Annotated in this window: 16 protein-coding genes; 13 read left to right on the top strand and 3 right to left on the bottom strand. The window is 75.6% G+C overall.

Going from position 1 to position 14,128, the window contains the following annotated elements; all coding sequences use genetic code 11:
* The first annotated feature begins 6 nt into the window (after positions 1-6).
* Positions 7-2,904 (top strand): excinuclease ABC subunit UvrA, encoded by a 2,898-nt coding sequence (gene uvrA / locus ANAEK_RS05915; protein WP_012525245.1) that lies wholly within the window; start codon positions 7-9, stop codon positions 2,902-2,904.
* On the opposite strand, the gene ANAEK_RS05910 is transcribed toward uvrA, so the two are convergent.
* Entirely contained in the window at positions 2,905-3,447 is a 543-nt protein-coding gene (locus ANAEK_RS05910) for a carbonic anhydrase (protein WP_012525244.1), read from the bottom strand.
* Between the two features lie 140 nt (positions 3,448-3,587).
* Complete coding sequence (locus tag ANAEK_RS05905) at positions 3,588-3,845, bottom strand: hypothetical protein (RefSeq protein ID WP_012525243.1); 258 nt, start codon at positions 3,843-3,845, stop codon at positions 3,588-3,590.
* Between the two features lie 159 nt (positions 3,846-4,004).
* On the opposite strand from ANAEK_RS05905, the gene ANAEK_RS05900 reads away from it, so the two are divergent.
* The 11 genes from ANAEK_RS05900 (at position 4,005) to ANAEK_RS05850 (ending at position 12,174) form a co-directional block, all read left to right on the top strand.
* Positions 4,005-5,213, top strand: a complete 1,209-nt coding sequence (locus ANAEK_RS05900; RefSeq protein WP_012525242.1) for a hypothetical protein — start codon at positions 4,005-4,007, stop codon at positions 5,211-5,213.
* Between the two features lie 70 nt (positions 5,214-5,283).
* Positions 5,284-5,706 carry an NUDIX hydrolase gene (locus tag ANAEK_RS05895; protein ID WP_041454033.1) on the top strand — a complete coding sequence of 141 codons (423 nt, stop codon included), beginning with the start codon at positions 5,284-5,286 and terminating at the stop codon, positions 5,704-5,706.
* Positions 5,703-6,257 carry an AmmeMemoRadiSam system protein A gene (gene amrA / locus ANAEK_RS05890; protein ID WP_012525240.1) on the top strand — a complete coding sequence of 185 codons (555 nt, stop codon included), beginning with the start codon at positions 5,703-5,705 and terminating at the stop codon, positions 6,255-6,257. The genes ANAEK_RS05895 and amrA overlap by 4 nt, the downstream gene beginning before the upstream one ends.
* Positions 6,254-7,309 carry an RIP metalloprotease gene (locus tag ANAEK_RS05885; protein WP_012525239.1) on the top strand — a complete coding sequence of 352 codons (1,056 nt, stop codon included), beginning with the start codon at positions 6,254-6,256 and terminating at the stop codon, positions 7,307-7,309. Before amrA ends, ANAEK_RS05885 begins: the two co-directional genes overlap by 4 nt.
* Before the next feature lie 31 nt (positions 7,310-7,340).
* Positions 7,341-7,994 (top strand): molybdenum cofactor biosynthesis protein MoaE, encoded by a 654-nt coding sequence (locus ANAEK_RS05880; RefSeq protein ID WP_012525238.1) that lies wholly within the window; start codon positions 7,341-7,343, stop codon positions 7,992-7,994.
* 76 nt (positions 7,995-8,070) lie between these two features.
* Entirely contained in the window at positions 8,071-8,430 is a 360-nt protein-coding gene (locus tag ANAEK_RS05875) for a response regulator (protein ID WP_012525237.1), read from the top strand.
* A complete protein-coding gene (locus ANAEK_RS05870; RefSeq protein ID WP_012525236.1) occupies positions 8,427-9,380 on the top strand; it encodes an HD-GYP domain-containing protein in 954 nt (317 codons plus the stop codon). The genes ANAEK_RS05875 and ANAEK_RS05870 overlap by 4 nt, the downstream gene beginning before the upstream one ends.
* Before the next feature lie 30 nt (positions 9,381-9,410).
* The gene (locus ANAEK_RS05865; RefSeq protein WP_012525235.1) at positions 9,411-10,040 is read left to right on the top strand and encodes an HAD family hydrolase; all 630 of its coding nucleotides are present in this window, start codon (positions 9,411-9,413) and stop codon (positions 10,038-10,040) included.
* A gap of 95 nt (positions 10,041-10,135) precedes the next feature.
* Entirely contained in the window at positions 10,136-10,447 is a 312-nt protein-coding gene (locus ANAEK_RS05860) for a hypothetical protein (RefSeq protein ID WP_012525234.1), read from the top strand.
* 170 nt (positions 10,448-10,617) lie between these two features.
* Positions 10,618-11,811 (top strand): S1C family serine protease, encoded by a 1,194-nt coding sequence (locus tag ANAEK_RS05855; RefSeq protein WP_012525233.1) that lies wholly within the window; start codon positions 10,618-10,620, stop codon positions 11,809-11,811.
* A gap of 66 nt (positions 11,812-11,877) precedes the next feature.
* Positions 11,878-12,174: a hypothetical protein gene (locus tag ANAEK_RS05850; RefSeq protein WP_012525232.1), complete on the top strand. Its 297-nt coding sequence runs from the start codon at positions 11,878-11,880 to the stop codon at positions 12,172-12,174.
* On the opposite strand, the gene ANAEK_RS05845 is transcribed toward ANAEK_RS05850, so the two are convergent.
* Complete coding sequence (locus ANAEK_RS05845; protein WP_012525231.1) at positions 12,171-12,980, bottom strand: RNA methyltransferase; 810 nt, start codon at positions 12,978-12,980, stop codon at positions 12,171-12,173. The genes ANAEK_RS05850 and ANAEK_RS05845 overlap by 4 nt on opposite strands.
* Before the next feature lie 29 nt (positions 12,981-13,009).
* Between ANAEK_RS05845 and ANAEK_RS05840 the strand changes: the two genes are divergently transcribed.
* Positions 13,010-13,969 (top strand): phosphoribosylaminoimidazolesuccinocarboxamide synthase, encoded by a 960-nt coding sequence (locus tag ANAEK_RS05840; RefSeq protein ID WP_012525230.1) that lies wholly within the window; start codon positions 13,010-13,012, stop codon positions 13,967-13,969.
* The last annotated feature ends 159 nt before the right edge of the window (positions 13,970-14,128 follow it).

Here is a 14,128-nt window from a genome sequence, read left to right as displayed (position 1 = left end):
CGCTTCATGAGCGAGCCCGAGTTCATCACCGTCAAGGGGGCGCGCGAGCACAACCTGAAGTCGGTCACGTTCGAGATCCCCAAGAAGAAGCTGGTGGTCTTCACGGGCGTCTCCGGATCCGGCAAGTCCTCGCTCGCCTTCGACACCCTCTACGCGGAGGGTCAGCGCCGCTACGTCGAGTCGCTCTCCTCCTACGCCCGGCAGTTCCTCGGGCAGATGGAGAAGCCGAAGTACGACACCCTCCGCGGCCTCTCGCCGACCATCTCGATCGAGCAGAAGGCGGCCTCGAACAACCCGCGGTCCACCGTCGGCACCATCACCGAGGTGCACGACTACCTGCGCGTGCTCTACGCCTCCATCGGCGTGCAGCACTGCCCGGGCTGCGGCCGCGCGGTCGGCAAGCAGACCGCGCAGCAGATCGTGGACACGGTGCTGGGGATGCCGGAGGGCGCGCGCATCCTGGTGCTCGCGCCGCTGGTGCAGAACCGCAAGGGCGAGTACCGCGACCTGTTCGCCGATCTCGCCAAGCGCGGGTTCTCGCGCGTCCGCGTGGACGGGATGATCCACCAGCTCACCGACCGGCTCACGCTCGACAAGAAGCTGAAGCACGACATCGAGCTGGTGGTGGATCGCCTGGTGGTGAAGGACGGCATCCGCCCGCGCCTCACCGACTCGGTGGAGACCGCGCTCCGCGAGGGCAAGGGCACGCTGGTGGTGGCCGACGCCGACAAGGAGCAGAAGGTCGGGCCCGGCGATCCGGAGGAGTACAAGCGGCACGACCGCTTCTTCTCCGAGCTGAACGCCTGCCACGCCTGCGGCCTCAGCTTCGGCGAGCTCACGCCCCCCGGCTTCTCCTTCAACTCCCCGCTCGGCTTCTGCCCGGACTGCCAGGGCCTGGGCACGCGCCCGGAGATGGACCCGGACCTCATCGTCCCCGACCCGTCGCTCACCATCCGCGAAGGCGCGGTGGAGCCGTGGGCGAGCGGGATGGAGCGCGGCGAGGGCTGGACGTTCGAGTTCGTCGAGCACCTGTCCCGCGCGCTCAAGCTGGACCTCGACACGCCCTGGTCCAAGCTGCCGAAGAAGGACCGCGACGTCATCATGCTCGGGACCGAGGCCGCCGGGAACGGCCGCTACCGGCTCGAGTGGGAGGGCGTCGTCAACCAGCTCTACCGGCGCTTCAAGGCCACCGGCTCGGAGGCGATGCGGCGCTGGTACATGCGCTTCTTCTCCGACAAGCCGTGCCCGACCTGCAACGGCGAGCGGCTGAAGCCGGAGAGCCGCGCGGTGCGCATCCGCGGCCGCGGCATCGTGGAGCTGTCGCACCTCACCATCGCCGAGGCGCACGCGTGGCTCTCCGCGCTCGACCTCGGCGGCAACGAGGCGCGCATCGCCGACGAGCTGCTGAAGGAGATCCGCAACCGGCTCAAGTTCCTGCTCGACGTGGGGCTCGGCTACCTCACGCTCGACCGGCCCGGCCCGTCGCTCTCCGGCGGCGAGAGCCAGCGCATCCGGCTGGCCTCGCAGATGGGCTCCGAGCTCACCGGCGTCATCTACATCCTCGACGAGCCGTCCATCGGCCTGCACCAGCGCGACAACGGCAAGCTCCTCGCCACGCTCAAGCGGCTCCGCGACGTGGGCAACTCCGTCATCGTGGTGGAGCACGACGAGGAGACGATGGAGGAGGCCGACTGGATCGTGGACTTCGGGCCCGGCGCCGGCGCGCACGGCGGCGAGGTGGTGGCCGAGGGCACGCCCGAGCAGGTGAAGCGCAACCCGCGCTCGCTCACCGGCGCCTACCTGTCCGGCCGGGCGGAGATCCCGCTCCCCGAGCGGCGCCGCGCCGGCGACCACGGCGCCATCACCATCTTCGGCGCGCGCGAGCACAACCTGAAGGACGTGACCGCCACCTTCCCGCTGGGCCGCTTCGTGGCCGTGACCGGCGTGTCCGGCGCGGGCAAGTCCACCCTCGTCAACCGCATCCTGCGCCCCGCGCTCATGCGCCACCACTACGGCACGCGCGAGGCGCCCGGCGCGCACGAGCGGCTGGAGGGCGCGGCGCTGGTGGACAAGGTCATCGACATCAACCAGCAGCCCATCGGCCGCACCCCGCGGTCCAACCCGGCCACCTACACCAAGCTGTTCGACCACATCCGCGAGGTGTTCGCCCAGACGCCCGAGGCGCGCGCGTTCGGGTACCAGCCCGGGCGCTTCAGCTTCAACGTGAAGGGCGGGCGCTGCGAGGCGTGCCAGGGCGACGGCATGAAGCTCGTCGAGATGCACTTCCTCGCCGACGTGCTGGTGCCGTGCGAGGTGTGCGGCGGCAAGCGCTTCAACGACGCCACGCTCCGCGTCACGTTCAAGGGCAAGAACGTCGCCGAGGTGCTCGACCTGTCGGTCACCGAGGCGGGCGCGCTGTTCCAGAACCACAAGGAGATCGCCCGCATCCTGCGGACGCTCGAGGACGTCGGGCTCGGCTACCTGAAGCTGGGCCAGCCCTCGACCACCCTCTCCGGCGGCGAGGCGCAGCGCATCAAGCTGTCGCGCGAGCTGGCGCGGGTGGGCACCGGGCGGACGCTCTACGTGCTCGACGAGCCGACCACCGGCCTGCACTTCGAGGACGTGAAGCGGCTGCTCCACGTGCTCGATCGGCTGGTGGACGCCGGCAACAGCGTGGTGGTCATCGAGCACAACCTCGACGTCATCAAGTACGCGGACTGGGTCATGGACCTGGGGCCCGAGGGCGGCGACGAGGGCGGCCGGATCATCGCCGAGGGGACGCCGGAGGAGGTCGCGCGGGCGCGCGGCAGCTACACGGGCCAGCACCTCGCGAAGGTGCTCGCGGCCCACGCCGCCCGCCGGCGCACGGCGCCCCGCGCGGCCGAGCGCTCCGCGGCGGGGTAGCTACCCAAACACGTGATCGTACCCGCGCTCGATGACCTCGAGCGCGCCGGTGCGGATGTCCATCAGCGCGGCGTGCACCGGGATGTGGCGCGGGAGGAACGGCGACGCGCGGATGGCGCGCACCGTCTCGCGGGCGCCCTCGCGCACGTCCGGCACCAGGCCGAAGAACGCGCCGGGGTCCTGCGGGATGTCCGCGTCGGCCACGCCGCGGGCGCGCATCACGCGGCGCAGCTCGGTGCCGCCGACGCTCGCGACGCCGCAGTCGGTGTGCGGGATGACCAGGATCTCCTGGCAGTCGTTCACGTACACCGACGCGGCCAGCGCGCGCATCAGCTCGGAGCCGGGCGCGATGCGCGCGCCGGGCACGCGGAGCGCCACCGCGTGGCCGCGCTCGACGCCGAGCGCGCTGCCGAAGAAGTGCGTCAGCCGCGGATCCACGCAGGTGACGATGCACAGGTGCCGGTGGGCGATGTAGCTGCCGGGGTCCTTCCCCGGGCCCGCCACCTTCCGGTTGTCCTCCAGGATCTCGTCGAGCAGTGCCACGTGGCTCCTCTCTGGCCTCGCCCGGCCGGGGGCGGGCCGGACAGGTTAGAGCGCCTGCCCGCCGGCGACAACCCACCGGAACGCGAAGGGCCGCCCCGTCGCCGGGGCGGCCCGCCGATGCTGCGCTGCGGCGAAACCGCTCAGCTCTTCTTGGTGTCGTCCTTCTTCTCGGCGGCCTTCTTGGCGGCGCAGTGCGGGCACTGGCAGTTCGCGCCGCACTTGCATTCCTTGCCCTCGCCGGCGCACGGGCAGCCGGCCTTGGCGTCCTTCTTGTCGCTCTTGTCCGCCTGCGCGGACTTGTGCATCGGGCAGTTCTTGCAGCCGTCCTCGTCCGCGAGCGCCGGCTGCGCGGCGAAGACGGCGAACGCGGCGGCGGCCGCGAGGAGCATCCGGATCATGGTCGTCTCCATCGGTGGTGAGCGGCCGCGGACGGCCGGCGTGGAGCGCGAAGCCTAGGAACCGGTGCGCCAGGGTGTCAAGCGAAGGACCGTCGCAGCCGGGGCGGCCGGGGGACGTCGTGTGGACCCGCCCCGATCCGGCCGCTAGATTGCCCGGCGATGACGACCCTCGACCCCGACCGGCTGCTGGCCATGCTCCGCGACCCGAACGTGGAGAGCCAGGAGATCGCGGCGCTCGTCGGCGCCCCGCGCGAGGAGGTGGGCCGCGCCGCCCGGCTGGTGCTCGGGCTGGCCCGCGCGAAGCCGGAGGAGGTCGCGACGCTCCCGGCGCCGCTCGCGCTGGCCCTCTCGCGCGCCGCGCTCGCGGCGCCCCGCGCGGACGTGCTGGCCGCGCTCGCCGGCCACGCCTCCCGCGACGTCGCCAAGGAGGCGAAGCGCGGGCTGCACCTCCTGCGCATCCGCGGGGTCCAGGTCCCGGAGCCGCCGCGGCCCGCGCCGCCGGTCGCCGCGCCCGCGCCGGCCGAGCCGCCCCCGCCCGCCTACGCCTCGGCGGTGGACGGCCGCGGCGAGCGCGCGGTGTGGCTCTCGCGCGCCGTGCCGGGCAAGGGCATCGAGGTCGGCCAAGCGGTGATCTCCGACGAGCGCGGCCTGGTGGAGCTGCAGGTGGCGCTGCTCGGGCGCAAGGAGTGGCGCGCGTTCGCGCGGGGCATCCTCGACCGCGGCGCGGCCATGGGCGTCGGCGAGATCGAGCGCGCCCGCGCCCACGCGCTGGTGGCCGAGGCCCGCGCGCGCAACGAGGTGACCGGCCAGCGCGTGCCCGAGGGCAGCGACCTCTGGCTGGCGCAGCTCGGGCCGGCCGCGCCGCTCCCGGATCCGGCGGCGCGCTTCCCCGCGCTCCCGGACGCGGAGGAGGCCGCCGCCCTCGAGGCGTCCGGCGCGCTCCACGACCTGCCGCTCCTGCGCGGCTGGCTCGCCGACGAGGGCTACCTGCGCGAGGTCGCGGCGCGGCTCGACGAGGTGGCGGTGTCGCCGCTCTACCTCGACGAGCGGCAGCGCGCCGAGCAGATGGCGCGGGTCCTGGACGAGGCGGTGGTCCGCTACCTCGAGCCGCCGCGGCGCGCGCTGCTGGCGGGCCGCCTCTACTCGGTGGCCGAGCACCTCGACGCGGCCGGCGACGCCGCGAACGCCCGCGCCGCCGCCGCGGCCGCGCGGGCGCTGGTGGCGGGCAGGCCGGCGGGCGAGATCCCGTTCGCCCGGCGGCTCCTCGAGAAGGCGTTCCCCCCGGCCGCGCCGGCCGCCGCCGGGCCGGACGCCGGCGCGCCGCCGCCCGGCGAGGCGGGGTCGCCGCTCATCGTGGCGCCGCGGTGAACCGCCGCGCCGAACCGCCCGGCCCCCCTCGCGAATTGACCCACGGGGCGGCCTGCGCTACCTCTGCACCGTGCCGCCCCCCGCCGGTCCGTCGCCCACCGTGGACGTGGTGATCCTCCTGCCCGGGGACCGCGTGGTGATGGTGCGCCGCAAGTACCCGCCGCCCGGCTGGGCGCTGCCGGGCGGCTTCGTGGACGCCGGCGAGACGCTCGAGGCGGCCGCGGTCCGCGAGGCGCGCGAGGAGACCGGCCTCGAGGTGACGCTCGAGGACCTCGTCTACGTGTACTCGGACCCGCGCCGCGATCCCCGCCGCCACACGCTCTCGGCGGTGTTCATCGGGCGCGCCGCCGGCGAGCCGGCCGGCGCCGACGACGCGGAGGAGGCGCGCGCCTTCGCCTGGGACGCGCTGCCCTCGCCCATCGCCTTCGACCACGGCGAGATCCTCGCCGACGCGCGGCGCCTGCTGCTCACCGGCGCCCGGCGCCGCCCATGACCCCGCTCTCCGCCACCGACCGCGCCGCCCTGCTCGGCATCGCGCGCGGCGCGATCCTCGCCCACCTCGGCCTGACCCCGCCGCGCCCGCTGCCGGAGGAGGGCGCGCTGGGCGAGCGGCGCGGCGCGTTCGTCACGCTCGAGGTGGACGGCGAGCTGCGCGGGTGCATCGGCACGTTCCAGCCCGCCGGCAGCCTCGCCGCCACCGTGGCCGCGATGGCGGTCGCCGCCGCGCACGAGGACCCGCGCTTCCCGCCGCTCGCGGCGGAGGAGATCGCGCGGCTCACGCTGTCCGTGTCGGCGCTCGGCCAGCCCCGGCGCATGGCGGGCCCCGGCGAGCTGCAGGTCGGGCGGCACGGCCTCCTGGTGAAGCAGGGCTGGCACCGCGGCGCGCTCCTCCCCAGAGTGGCGGTCGAGCACGGCTGGGACGCGGCCACCTTCCTGAAGCACGTGTGCCTGAAGGCCGGCCTCCCCGCGCGCGCCTGGCAGGAGCCGGACGCCGAGGTCGAGGTGTTCGAGGCCGACGAGTTCGGCGAGGAGCCCAAGCATTGACGACCGCCGTCGCCGTGATCGCCGCCGTCCTGGCGGTGTCGCTGCTCATCGTGGTGCACGAGGCCGGGCACTACCTCGCCGCCCGCCGCTCCGGCATGCGCGTCGAGCGCTTCAGCGTCGGGTTCGGCCCGGTGGTGCTCTCCTTCCGCCGCGGCGAGACCGAGTTCGCGATCTCCGCGCTGCCGCTCGGCGGCTACGTGCGCATCGCCGGCATGGCGCCGGGCGAGGACGTGGACCCGGCCGACCGCGGCGCGTACGCGAACCAGCCGGCCTGGCGGCGGTTCGGGGTGATCCTGGCCGGCCCGGCCATGAACTACCTGGCCGCGGTGCTCATCGCGGCCGCGCTGCTCGCGAGCGTGGGGCTGCGCACCCCCGACGCCTCGGCGCGGGTGGGCGCGCTGGTGCCGGGGAAGCCAGCCGAGGTGGCCGGGCTGCGCCCCGGCGACCGGATCGCCGCGGTGGACGGGCAGCCGGTCGAGCGCTGGACCGACCTCGTCGGCCAGCTCCAGCGCCACCCCGGCCGGCGCATCGTGCTCGACGTGGAGCGCGGCGAGGGCGCGGCGGCGCAGCGGCTCGCGCTGCCCATCACGCCGGAGGACGACGACGGGGTGGGCCGGGTCGGCTTCCGGCAGCACGACGTGCTGGTCCGGCGCGGCGCGCTCGGCGCGCTCGCCGACGGGTTCGCGCGCACCAACGCGCAGCTCGGCGGCCAGCTGGCCGCGTTCGGCCAGGCGTTCTCCGGCCGGCAGAAGGCGGAGCTGTCCGGGCCGGTGGGCATCGCGCAGGAGCTGGTGCGCGGCGCGCACGAGGGCGTGGAGCGCTTCTTCACGCTGGTCTGGACCATCTCGGTGGCGCTGGCCCTGCTGAACCTCTTCCCCATCCCGGCGCTCGACGGCGGGCGCCTGGTGTTCCTGGGCTACGAGATCGTCACGCGGCGGCGGGTGAACGCGCGGGTGGAGAACGCGCTGCACCTCATCGGCTTCGTGGCGCTCGTCGGGCTCCTCCTCGCGGTCACCGTCTTCGGCGACCTGGCCCGCCTGCGCGGGCGCTGAACCGGGCCGCCCGGCGCGCTACGCTCCCCCCATGCCCGTCCACGTCCTCTACTTCGCCGGCGCCCGCGACGCGGCCGGCACCTCGCGCGAGACGCTCGCCGAGATCCCCGCCACCGTCGCCGATCTGCGGCGCGTCCTCGCCGCGGCCCACCCGGCGCTCGCGCGCATCCTGCCGCGCTGCCGCATCTCGGTGGACCAGGCGTTCGCCGACGACGGCGACGCCATCCGCGACGGCGCCGAGGTGGCGCTCATCCCGCCGGTGGCGGGCGGCGCGCCGCTCTTCAAGGTGGTGGATCGCCCGCTGGCGCTCGCCGAGGTGGTGGACGCGGTGTCCGGGCCGGGGCTGGGCGGGATCGTGACGTTCACCGGCACGGTGCGCGACGCGACCCGCGGCCGCCGCGTGCTGCGGCTCGAGTACGAGGCCTACCCGGCCATGGCGGAGCGGACGCTCGCCGCCATCGGCGAGGCGGTCGGCCGCGAGCACGGGGTGCAGGTCGCCATCGTGCACCGGGTGGGCGTGCTCGCGCCCGGCGAGGCGGCGGTGGTGATCGCCTGCGCCGCCCCGCACCGCACCCCGGCGTTCCGGGCCTGCGAGGCGTGCATCGAGCGGCTGAAGCAGGACGTCCCCATCTGGAAGCGCGAGGTGTACGAGGACGGGTCGGAGTGGGTGGGCCTGGGCCCGTGACGCGCGCGCCGGGCGCCCGCCGGCGCCCCGGCGGCGCCGGGGCGGCGTGCTATCCTCCGCGCTCCAGGGGCGGCGCGTGAAGGTCCTCATCGCAGACGACGACCGGCTGGTCCGGACCATGGTCGCCGACCTGCTCGCCGAGCTCGGCCACGAGGTGGTCGCGGCCGGGAGCGGGCCGGAGGCGGTGGAGCTGGCGGCCCGCGAGGCGCCCGACCTGCTCGTCCTCGACTTCCTCATGCCGCGGCTCTCCGGGCTGGACGCGCTCCGCGCCATCCGCGAGGCCGGCTCGCGCGCCCCGGCGGTCCTCCTGACCGCCATCAGCGGCCGCAGCGTCCGCGGGGTGGAGGGCGCCGACGCCGCCGAGGTGGTGCTCGAGAAGCCGGTGACGCGCAAGGCGCTGGCGCGCGCGCTGGAGCGGGCGGTGCGGGCGCGATGAGGGTGTTCCGGACGCTGTTCCTCTCGATGCTGGCGGCGAGCGCGCTGCCCACCGCGGTCCTGGCGGTGGTCCTGGTGCAGGACCGGGGCGGGCTGGGCGCGGCGCCGGCCGCGGCGGTGCTCGGGTCGGCGGCGCTCTCGGCGGTCCTCTCGGCCCTCGTGGCGCGCCGGTTCACCGAGCCGATCCGCGCCAGCGTGCAGGGCGCGCTCGAGATCGCGCGCGGCCGCTTCGGCCGGCAGCTCGCGGTGCGCAGCCGCGACGAGCTGGGCGACCTCGCGCACGCGTTCAACCACATGTCGCGCGAGCTGGCGGGCTACGACGCGGAGAACCGCCGCCTGGTGGCGGCGCTGGAGCGCGGCTACCTCGACACGATCCGCAGCCTGGCCTCGGCCATCGACGCGAAGGACCCGTACACGCGCGGCCACTCGCAGCGGGTGGCCGAGCTGGCCGTCGAGATCGGCCGCGAGCTGGGGCTCGGCCCGCAGGCGCTGCTCGCGCTCGAGTACGGCGGCGTGCTGCACGACGTGGGCAAGATCGGCATCCCCGACCACGTGCTCGCGAAGCCGGTGCCGCTCACCGCCGAGGAGATGGCGCTCATGCGCGAGCACCCGCGCATCGGCGCGGAGATCGTGGGCGGCGTCGCGTTCCTGCGCGAGGCCCTCCCCGCCATCCGCTGCCACCACGAGCGCTGGGACGGCGCCGGCTACCCCGACCGGCTGGCGGGCGGCGACATCCCGCTCGCCGCGCGCATCGTGAACGCCGCCGACACCTGGGACGCCTGCACCTCCGACCGGCCCTACCAGGCGGCGCTCGCGCCCGGGGCGGCGGCCGGCGTGCTGGCGGAGCTTCGCGGGGCGCAGCTCGATCCCGCGGTGCACGACGCGCTGCTCGCGGTGCTCCGCCGTCGCGGCGCGCTCCCGCCCGACGGCCGCGCCGAGAGCGCCGCGTGAGCGCGGGGCGGGTGTAGACTCGCCGCCGCCATGCCGCGCCTCGCCATCCTCGATCTCGACGGCACGCTGGTCGACTCGCTCGACGACCTCGCCGCCTCGGTGAACCACGCGCTCGCCACGGTGGGCCTGCCGCCGCGCACGACGGACGAGATCCGCGGCTTCGTGGGCGAGGGCGCGCGGGTGCTCCTCGAGCGCGCGCTCGGCCCGCACCCGGAGCGGCTCGAGCCGGCGCTCGCGGCCTGGCGCGCGCACTACGAGGTCCACTGCCTCGACGCCACCCGCACGTACCCCGGGCTCGCCGCGGCGCTCGCCGGGGCCGGCCGCACGCTGGCCGTGCACACCAACAAGCCCGGCGCGATGGCCCGCCGCATCCTCGACGGGCTCGGGCTGCTGGGCCGCTTCGCGGTGGTGGTGGGCGGGGACGAGGCGCCGCGCAAGCCGGACCCGGAGGGCGTCCGCATCATCCAGTCGCGGGTGGGCGCCACCGACGCCGACACGGTGTTCGTGGGGGACAGCCCGGTGGACGTCGCGACGGCCCGCGCCGCGGGCGTGCAGATGGTCGCGGTGGGCTGGGGCCTGCGCAGCCGCGCCGCGCTCCTCGACGCGGGCGCGACGGTGCTGGTCGAGAGCGCCGCGGAGCTGGTCCCGTGGCTCGCGTGAGGGCGGCGGCGCGGGCGCGCGGCGGCGCCGCCCGGACCGCGCGGCGGGGCTCCGAAAACTCGCCGCGACCGCGCGGCCGTGCTACCCGGAGTCCCATGCTGAAGCTCCTGCTGAAGCTCGCCGTCGCCGGCGCCGCGCTGGCCGCGGTGTGGGCGTTCGTGCCGTTCGGCGGGCGCACGCTGGGCGACCGCTGGAAGGCCGCCCGGACCCCGTCGGAGTTCGTGGACCGGACCTGGGCCGAGATGAAGGGCACCGCGCCCGCGAAGGCGCCGCCCGCGCGGCCGCCCGCGCAGGCCCGGCAGCAGCCCGGACGCGGCGGGGCCCCGGCCCGGCCGACCGAGGGCCACACCGAGGCGGACCGCCGGGCGCTCGACCGCATCGTGGCCGAGCACCTCGACGGACGCTGACCTCCCCTCCCCCGCCGCCCGCGCGAGCGTCGCACCGGGCGACCCGCCGCCCGTCCGCCCGGCGCTGGCCCGGGTCCGCGCCCTGACACGCGGGTGCGCCTTCTTGCGCACCTCGTCGCCGCCGCCCCACCTTGGATCGGGAGCTCGCGCCTGCGCGGGCGGAGGTGGCCATGTCGGGCTGGACGGTGCTGCTGGCGGCGGTGCAGCTGGTCGCGGGCCCCGCGCCCGGCGCGGGCGGGGCGGCCCCCGCAGCCCCCGCGGCGGCGGCTTCACCCGTGGCGGCGTCCGCCGGGGCGAGCGCGCGCGGCGCGCTCTACACCGAGGCCGCGCGGGCCCCCGCGCCGCCGCCGCAGGCGATGGCGGGGCTCCCGGACCTCTCCCGGCTCGCCGAGGCGGCCATCCCGGCGGTGGTCGGGGTGGTGACGCTCCAGCCCGAGCCGCCGCAGGGGCAGGGCAGCGACGACGGCCTGCGGGAGCTGTTCGACAAGCTGCACGACGGGCCGCGGCGGGGGATCGGCTCGGGCTTCGTGATCCAGCGCGACGGCTGGGTGCTCACCAACGCCCACGTGGTGGAGGGCGCCGACCGCGTCGAGGTGGACCTGGGGGGCGGCGTCCCCCGGCTGGCCGCGCGCGTGGTGGGGCTCGACGGGGAGTCCGACGTGGCGCTCCTCAAGGTGGACGCGCCGCGGCCGCTGCCGGTGGTGCCGCTGGGCGACTCCGACCGGATCACCGTGGCGGAGTGGGTGATGGTCATCGGGAGCCCGTTCGGCCTCGACCACTCCGTCACGCTCGGCATCATCAGCCACACCGGCCGCAACGACATCTCGCCGGTGGGACGGCCCGGCACCTACGACTTCATCCAGACCGACGCGTCCATCAACCCCGGGAACTCCGGCGGCCCGCTCCTCAACCTGCGCGGCGAGGTGGTCGGGATCGCCACCGCCGTCAACGCCACCGGCCAGGGCATCGGCTTCGCCATCCCCATCAACATGGCGAAGGAGATCGTCGGCCAGCTCCGCGATCGCGGGCGGGTGGTGCGGAGCTGGATGGGCGTCTCGGTCCGCGAGCTCACCCCGCAGCAGGGCGTCCCGCCCGGCGGCGTGGAGATCACCGAGGTGGCGGCCGGCGGCCCGGCCGCCGCGGCGGGCCTGCGCCCGGGGGACGTGATCACCTCGATCCAGGGGCACGCGGTGCACACCCCGTCGCGCCTGCGCTGGTACGTCTCGACCGCCGGCGTGGGGCGCGAGGTGGAGCTGCGCCTCCGGCGCGCCGGCAACCCGGAGCGGACGCAGAAGGTGCTGCTCGCGGAGGTGCCGGTGCACGAGCAGGCCCGGGCCGAGGCGCGGCAGGTCCTGGGCGAGTGATCCGGGCCGGCCGCGGCCCTCGCGCTGTTGCGCTCCGGCCGCGGGTCTGGTAACCACCGCCCCTCTATGGCCGAGACGACCACGAAGACCAAGAAGAAGGCCCCCGCCGCGAAGGGCGGCGGCAAGAAGAGCTGCACCATCGCCGGCTGCAAGCGCGCGTACCGTGCGAAGGGCCTCTGCTTCTTCCACTACAAGAAGTTCCGCCGCGGCGAGCTCGAGGCGAAGCCGGCCCGCTGGATCGCCTGCTCCAAGCCGGAGTGCAAGAAGAAGGTGTTCCAGCACGGCCTCTGCGAGGAGCACTTCACCGCGTGGAAGAAGTCGCGGAAGAAGAACCAGGGCGCCGAGGCGGCTCCCGCGGCCTAGGCCGTTCCGTCGCCGCGCGGCGGCAGCCGCAGCACGCGATCCAGCGATCGCAGCGCCCCGAGGAGCAGCTCGACCTCGCGCTGCGTTGGGTCGGCGCGCGCGAGCAGCCGCCGGAAGTCCGCCAGGATGTGCTCCGGGTTCTGCGGGTTCAGGTACCCCGCGGCGCCGAGGACCGCCTGCGCGCGCGCCCACAGCGCCTCCACGGTCTCGATGCGGGCCGGCGCGTCGCCGCCGCGGCCGGGCGGCGCCTCCGCGGGCGCCGCGCCGGGCGGCGGCGCCGCGCGCGCCACCTCGTACGCGACCACCGCCACCGCCTGCGCCAGGTTCATCGAGTCGTAGGCGGCGGCCGTGGGGATGGTGCAGACGGCCTGGCACAGCTCCAGCTCGGCGTCGGACAGGCCGCGGCGCTCCTCGCCGAACACCACCGCCACCTCGCCGTCCGCCGAGCGCCGGACCAGCTCGGCGGCCAGGCCGCGCGGCTCGAGCCAGGGCCGCCCCTCCACCGCCCGGGAGGTCGTGCCGCACACCCAGGTGGCCGGCCCGATGGCCGAGCGGAGGTCGGGGTGGATCTCGGCCCCGTCGAGCAGGTCCGAGGCCTTCCGGGCCATCCGCCGCGCGCGGGCGAGCACGTCGTCGCGGGCGGTGATCGCGCCCGTTCCGGGGGTCCGCGGCGGCCCGCCCCAGGCCGCCGGGGCCACCACCACCAGGCGGGACAGGCCGAAGTTCTTCATCACCCGGGCGGCGGCGCCGACGTTGTCGGCGCTCTGCGGCCGGTGGAGCACGAGGCGGATTTTTCCCGGGTGCATGTGCGCCCGCCACGTATAACATCCCGCCCATGATCCCCGACGACAAGCTGCGGGCCCAGCTCCCGCACACCCTCCAGCAGCTCGACCTCCCCGGTCTCGGCGAGCTGTACCGGGGGAAGGTCCGCGACAACTACAGCCGCGGCGACCGGATCGTCATGGTCACGACCGACCGGATCTCGGCCTTCGACCACGTGCTCGGCACCATCCCGTTCAAGGGCGAGGTGCTGTCGCGGCTCACCGCGTTCTGGTTCGACAAGGTGAAGGACATCGCGCCGACGCACATCGTCGAGGTGCCGGATCCGAGCGTGATGGTGGTGAAGCGCGCGAAGGCGCTGCCCATCGAGATCGTCATCCGCGGCTACATCACCGGCTCGCTCTGGCGCGACTACCAGGCCGGCAAGGCCGACTACGGCATCTCCTGGCCGGCCGGGCTGCGCAAGGACCAGCGGTTCGACCAGCCCATCATCACGCCCTCGACCAAGGCCGAGTACGGCAAGCACGACGAGCCCATCGGCGAGGCCGAGATCCTGAGGCAGGGGCTGGTGACGCCGGACGTCTGGAAGGAGGCCACCGCCGTCGCGCGGCGGCTGTTCCAGCGCGGCCAGGAGTGGGCGCGGACGCGCGGCCTCATCCTCGTGGACACGAAGTACGAGATGGGGATCGCCGACGGCAAGCTCGTGGTCATCGACGAGATCCACACCCCGGACAGCTCGCGCTACTGGGTGGCCGACGGCTACGAGGAGCGCTTCGCGCGGGGCGAGGACCAGGAGATGCTGGACAAGGAGAACATCCGGCAGTGGCTCATCAAGGAGCACGGGTTCTCCGGGCACGGCACGCCGCCCCCGCTCACCGACGACGTGCGGGTGATGCTGGCGCGCAAGTACATCGAGGTCTTCGAGAAGCTCACCGGCGAGACGTTCGCGTCGGAGGTCGGCTCGGTCGCCGCCCGCATCGAGCGGAACCTCCGCGCCACGGGTCACCTCGCCTGAGCCTCGCCGGGGCCGGCGGCCCCTCCCCGGCCCGCCGCCCCGCAGCGGAGCGGCGCCGGGCCCGCGCCCGCGCGCCTGGAGGCGCTCCGCCGCCCGCCCCGTGACGAGGCGACCGGCGGGGTGCCCCGGGATCACGCCGGACCCCGATTGCCCGGCCAG

This window comes from Anaeromyxobacter sp. K, assembly GCF_000020805.1.
Taxonomy (GTDB): Bacteria; Myxococcota; Myxococcia; order Myxococcales; family Anaeromyxobacteraceae; genus Anaeromyxobacter; species Anaeromyxobacter dehalogenans.
Note: the sequence above shows the minus strand (reverse complement) of the source record. Positions and strands in the feature narration are given on the sequence as shown.

Bases quoted from the DNA above. Each gene is read 5' to 3' on its own strand.
- ANAEK_RS05860 (WP_012525234.1), top strand. From the start codon at position 10,136: ATGCTGAAGCTCCTGCTGAAGCTCGCCGTCGCCGGCGCCGCGCTGGCC.
- ANAEK_RS05850 (WP_012525232.1), top strand. From the start codon at position 11,878: ATGGCCGAGACGACCACGAAGACCAAGAAGAAGGCCCCCGCCGCGAAG.
- ANAEK_RS05880 (WP_012525238.1), top strand. From the start codon at position 7,341: ATGCCCGTCCACGTCCTCTACTTCGCCGGCGCCCGCGACGCGGCCGGC.
- ANAEK_RS05845 (WP_012525231.1), bottom strand. From the start codon at position 12,980: ATGCACCCGGGAAAAATCCGCCTCGTGCTCCACCGGCCGCAGAGCGCC.
- ANAEK_RS05900 (WP_012525242.1), top strand. From the start codon at position 4,005: ATGACGACCCTCGACCCCGACCGGCTGCTGGCCATGCTCCGCGACCCG.
- ANAEK_RS05840 (WP_012525230.1), top strand. From the start codon at position 13,010: ATGATCCCCGACGACAAGCTGCGGGCCCAGCTCCCGCACACCCTCCAG.
- ANAEK_RS05855 (WP_012525233.1), top strand. From the start codon at position 10,618: ATGTCGGGCTGGACGGTGCTGCTGGCGGCGGTGCAGCTGGTCGCGGGC.
- amrA (WP_012525240.1), top strand. From the start codon at position 5,703: ATGACCCCGCTCTCCGCCACCGACCGCGCCGCCCTGCTCGGCATCGCG.
- ANAEK_RS05905 (WP_012525243.1), bottom strand. From the start codon at position 3,845: ATGATCCGGATGCTCCTCGCGGCCGCCGCCGCGTTCGCCGTCTTCGCC.
- ANAEK_RS05865 (WP_012525235.1), top strand. From the start codon at position 9,411: ATGCCGCGCCTCGCCATCCTCGATCTCGACGGCACGCTGGTCGACTCG.
- ANAEK_RS05870 (WP_012525236.1), top strand. From the start codon at position 8,427: ATGAGGGTGTTCCGGACGCTGTTCCTCTCGATGCTGGCGGCGAGCGCG.
- uvrA (WP_012525245.1), top strand. From the start codon at position 7: ATGAGCGAGCCCGAGTTCATCACCGTCAAGGGGGCGCGCGAGCACAAC.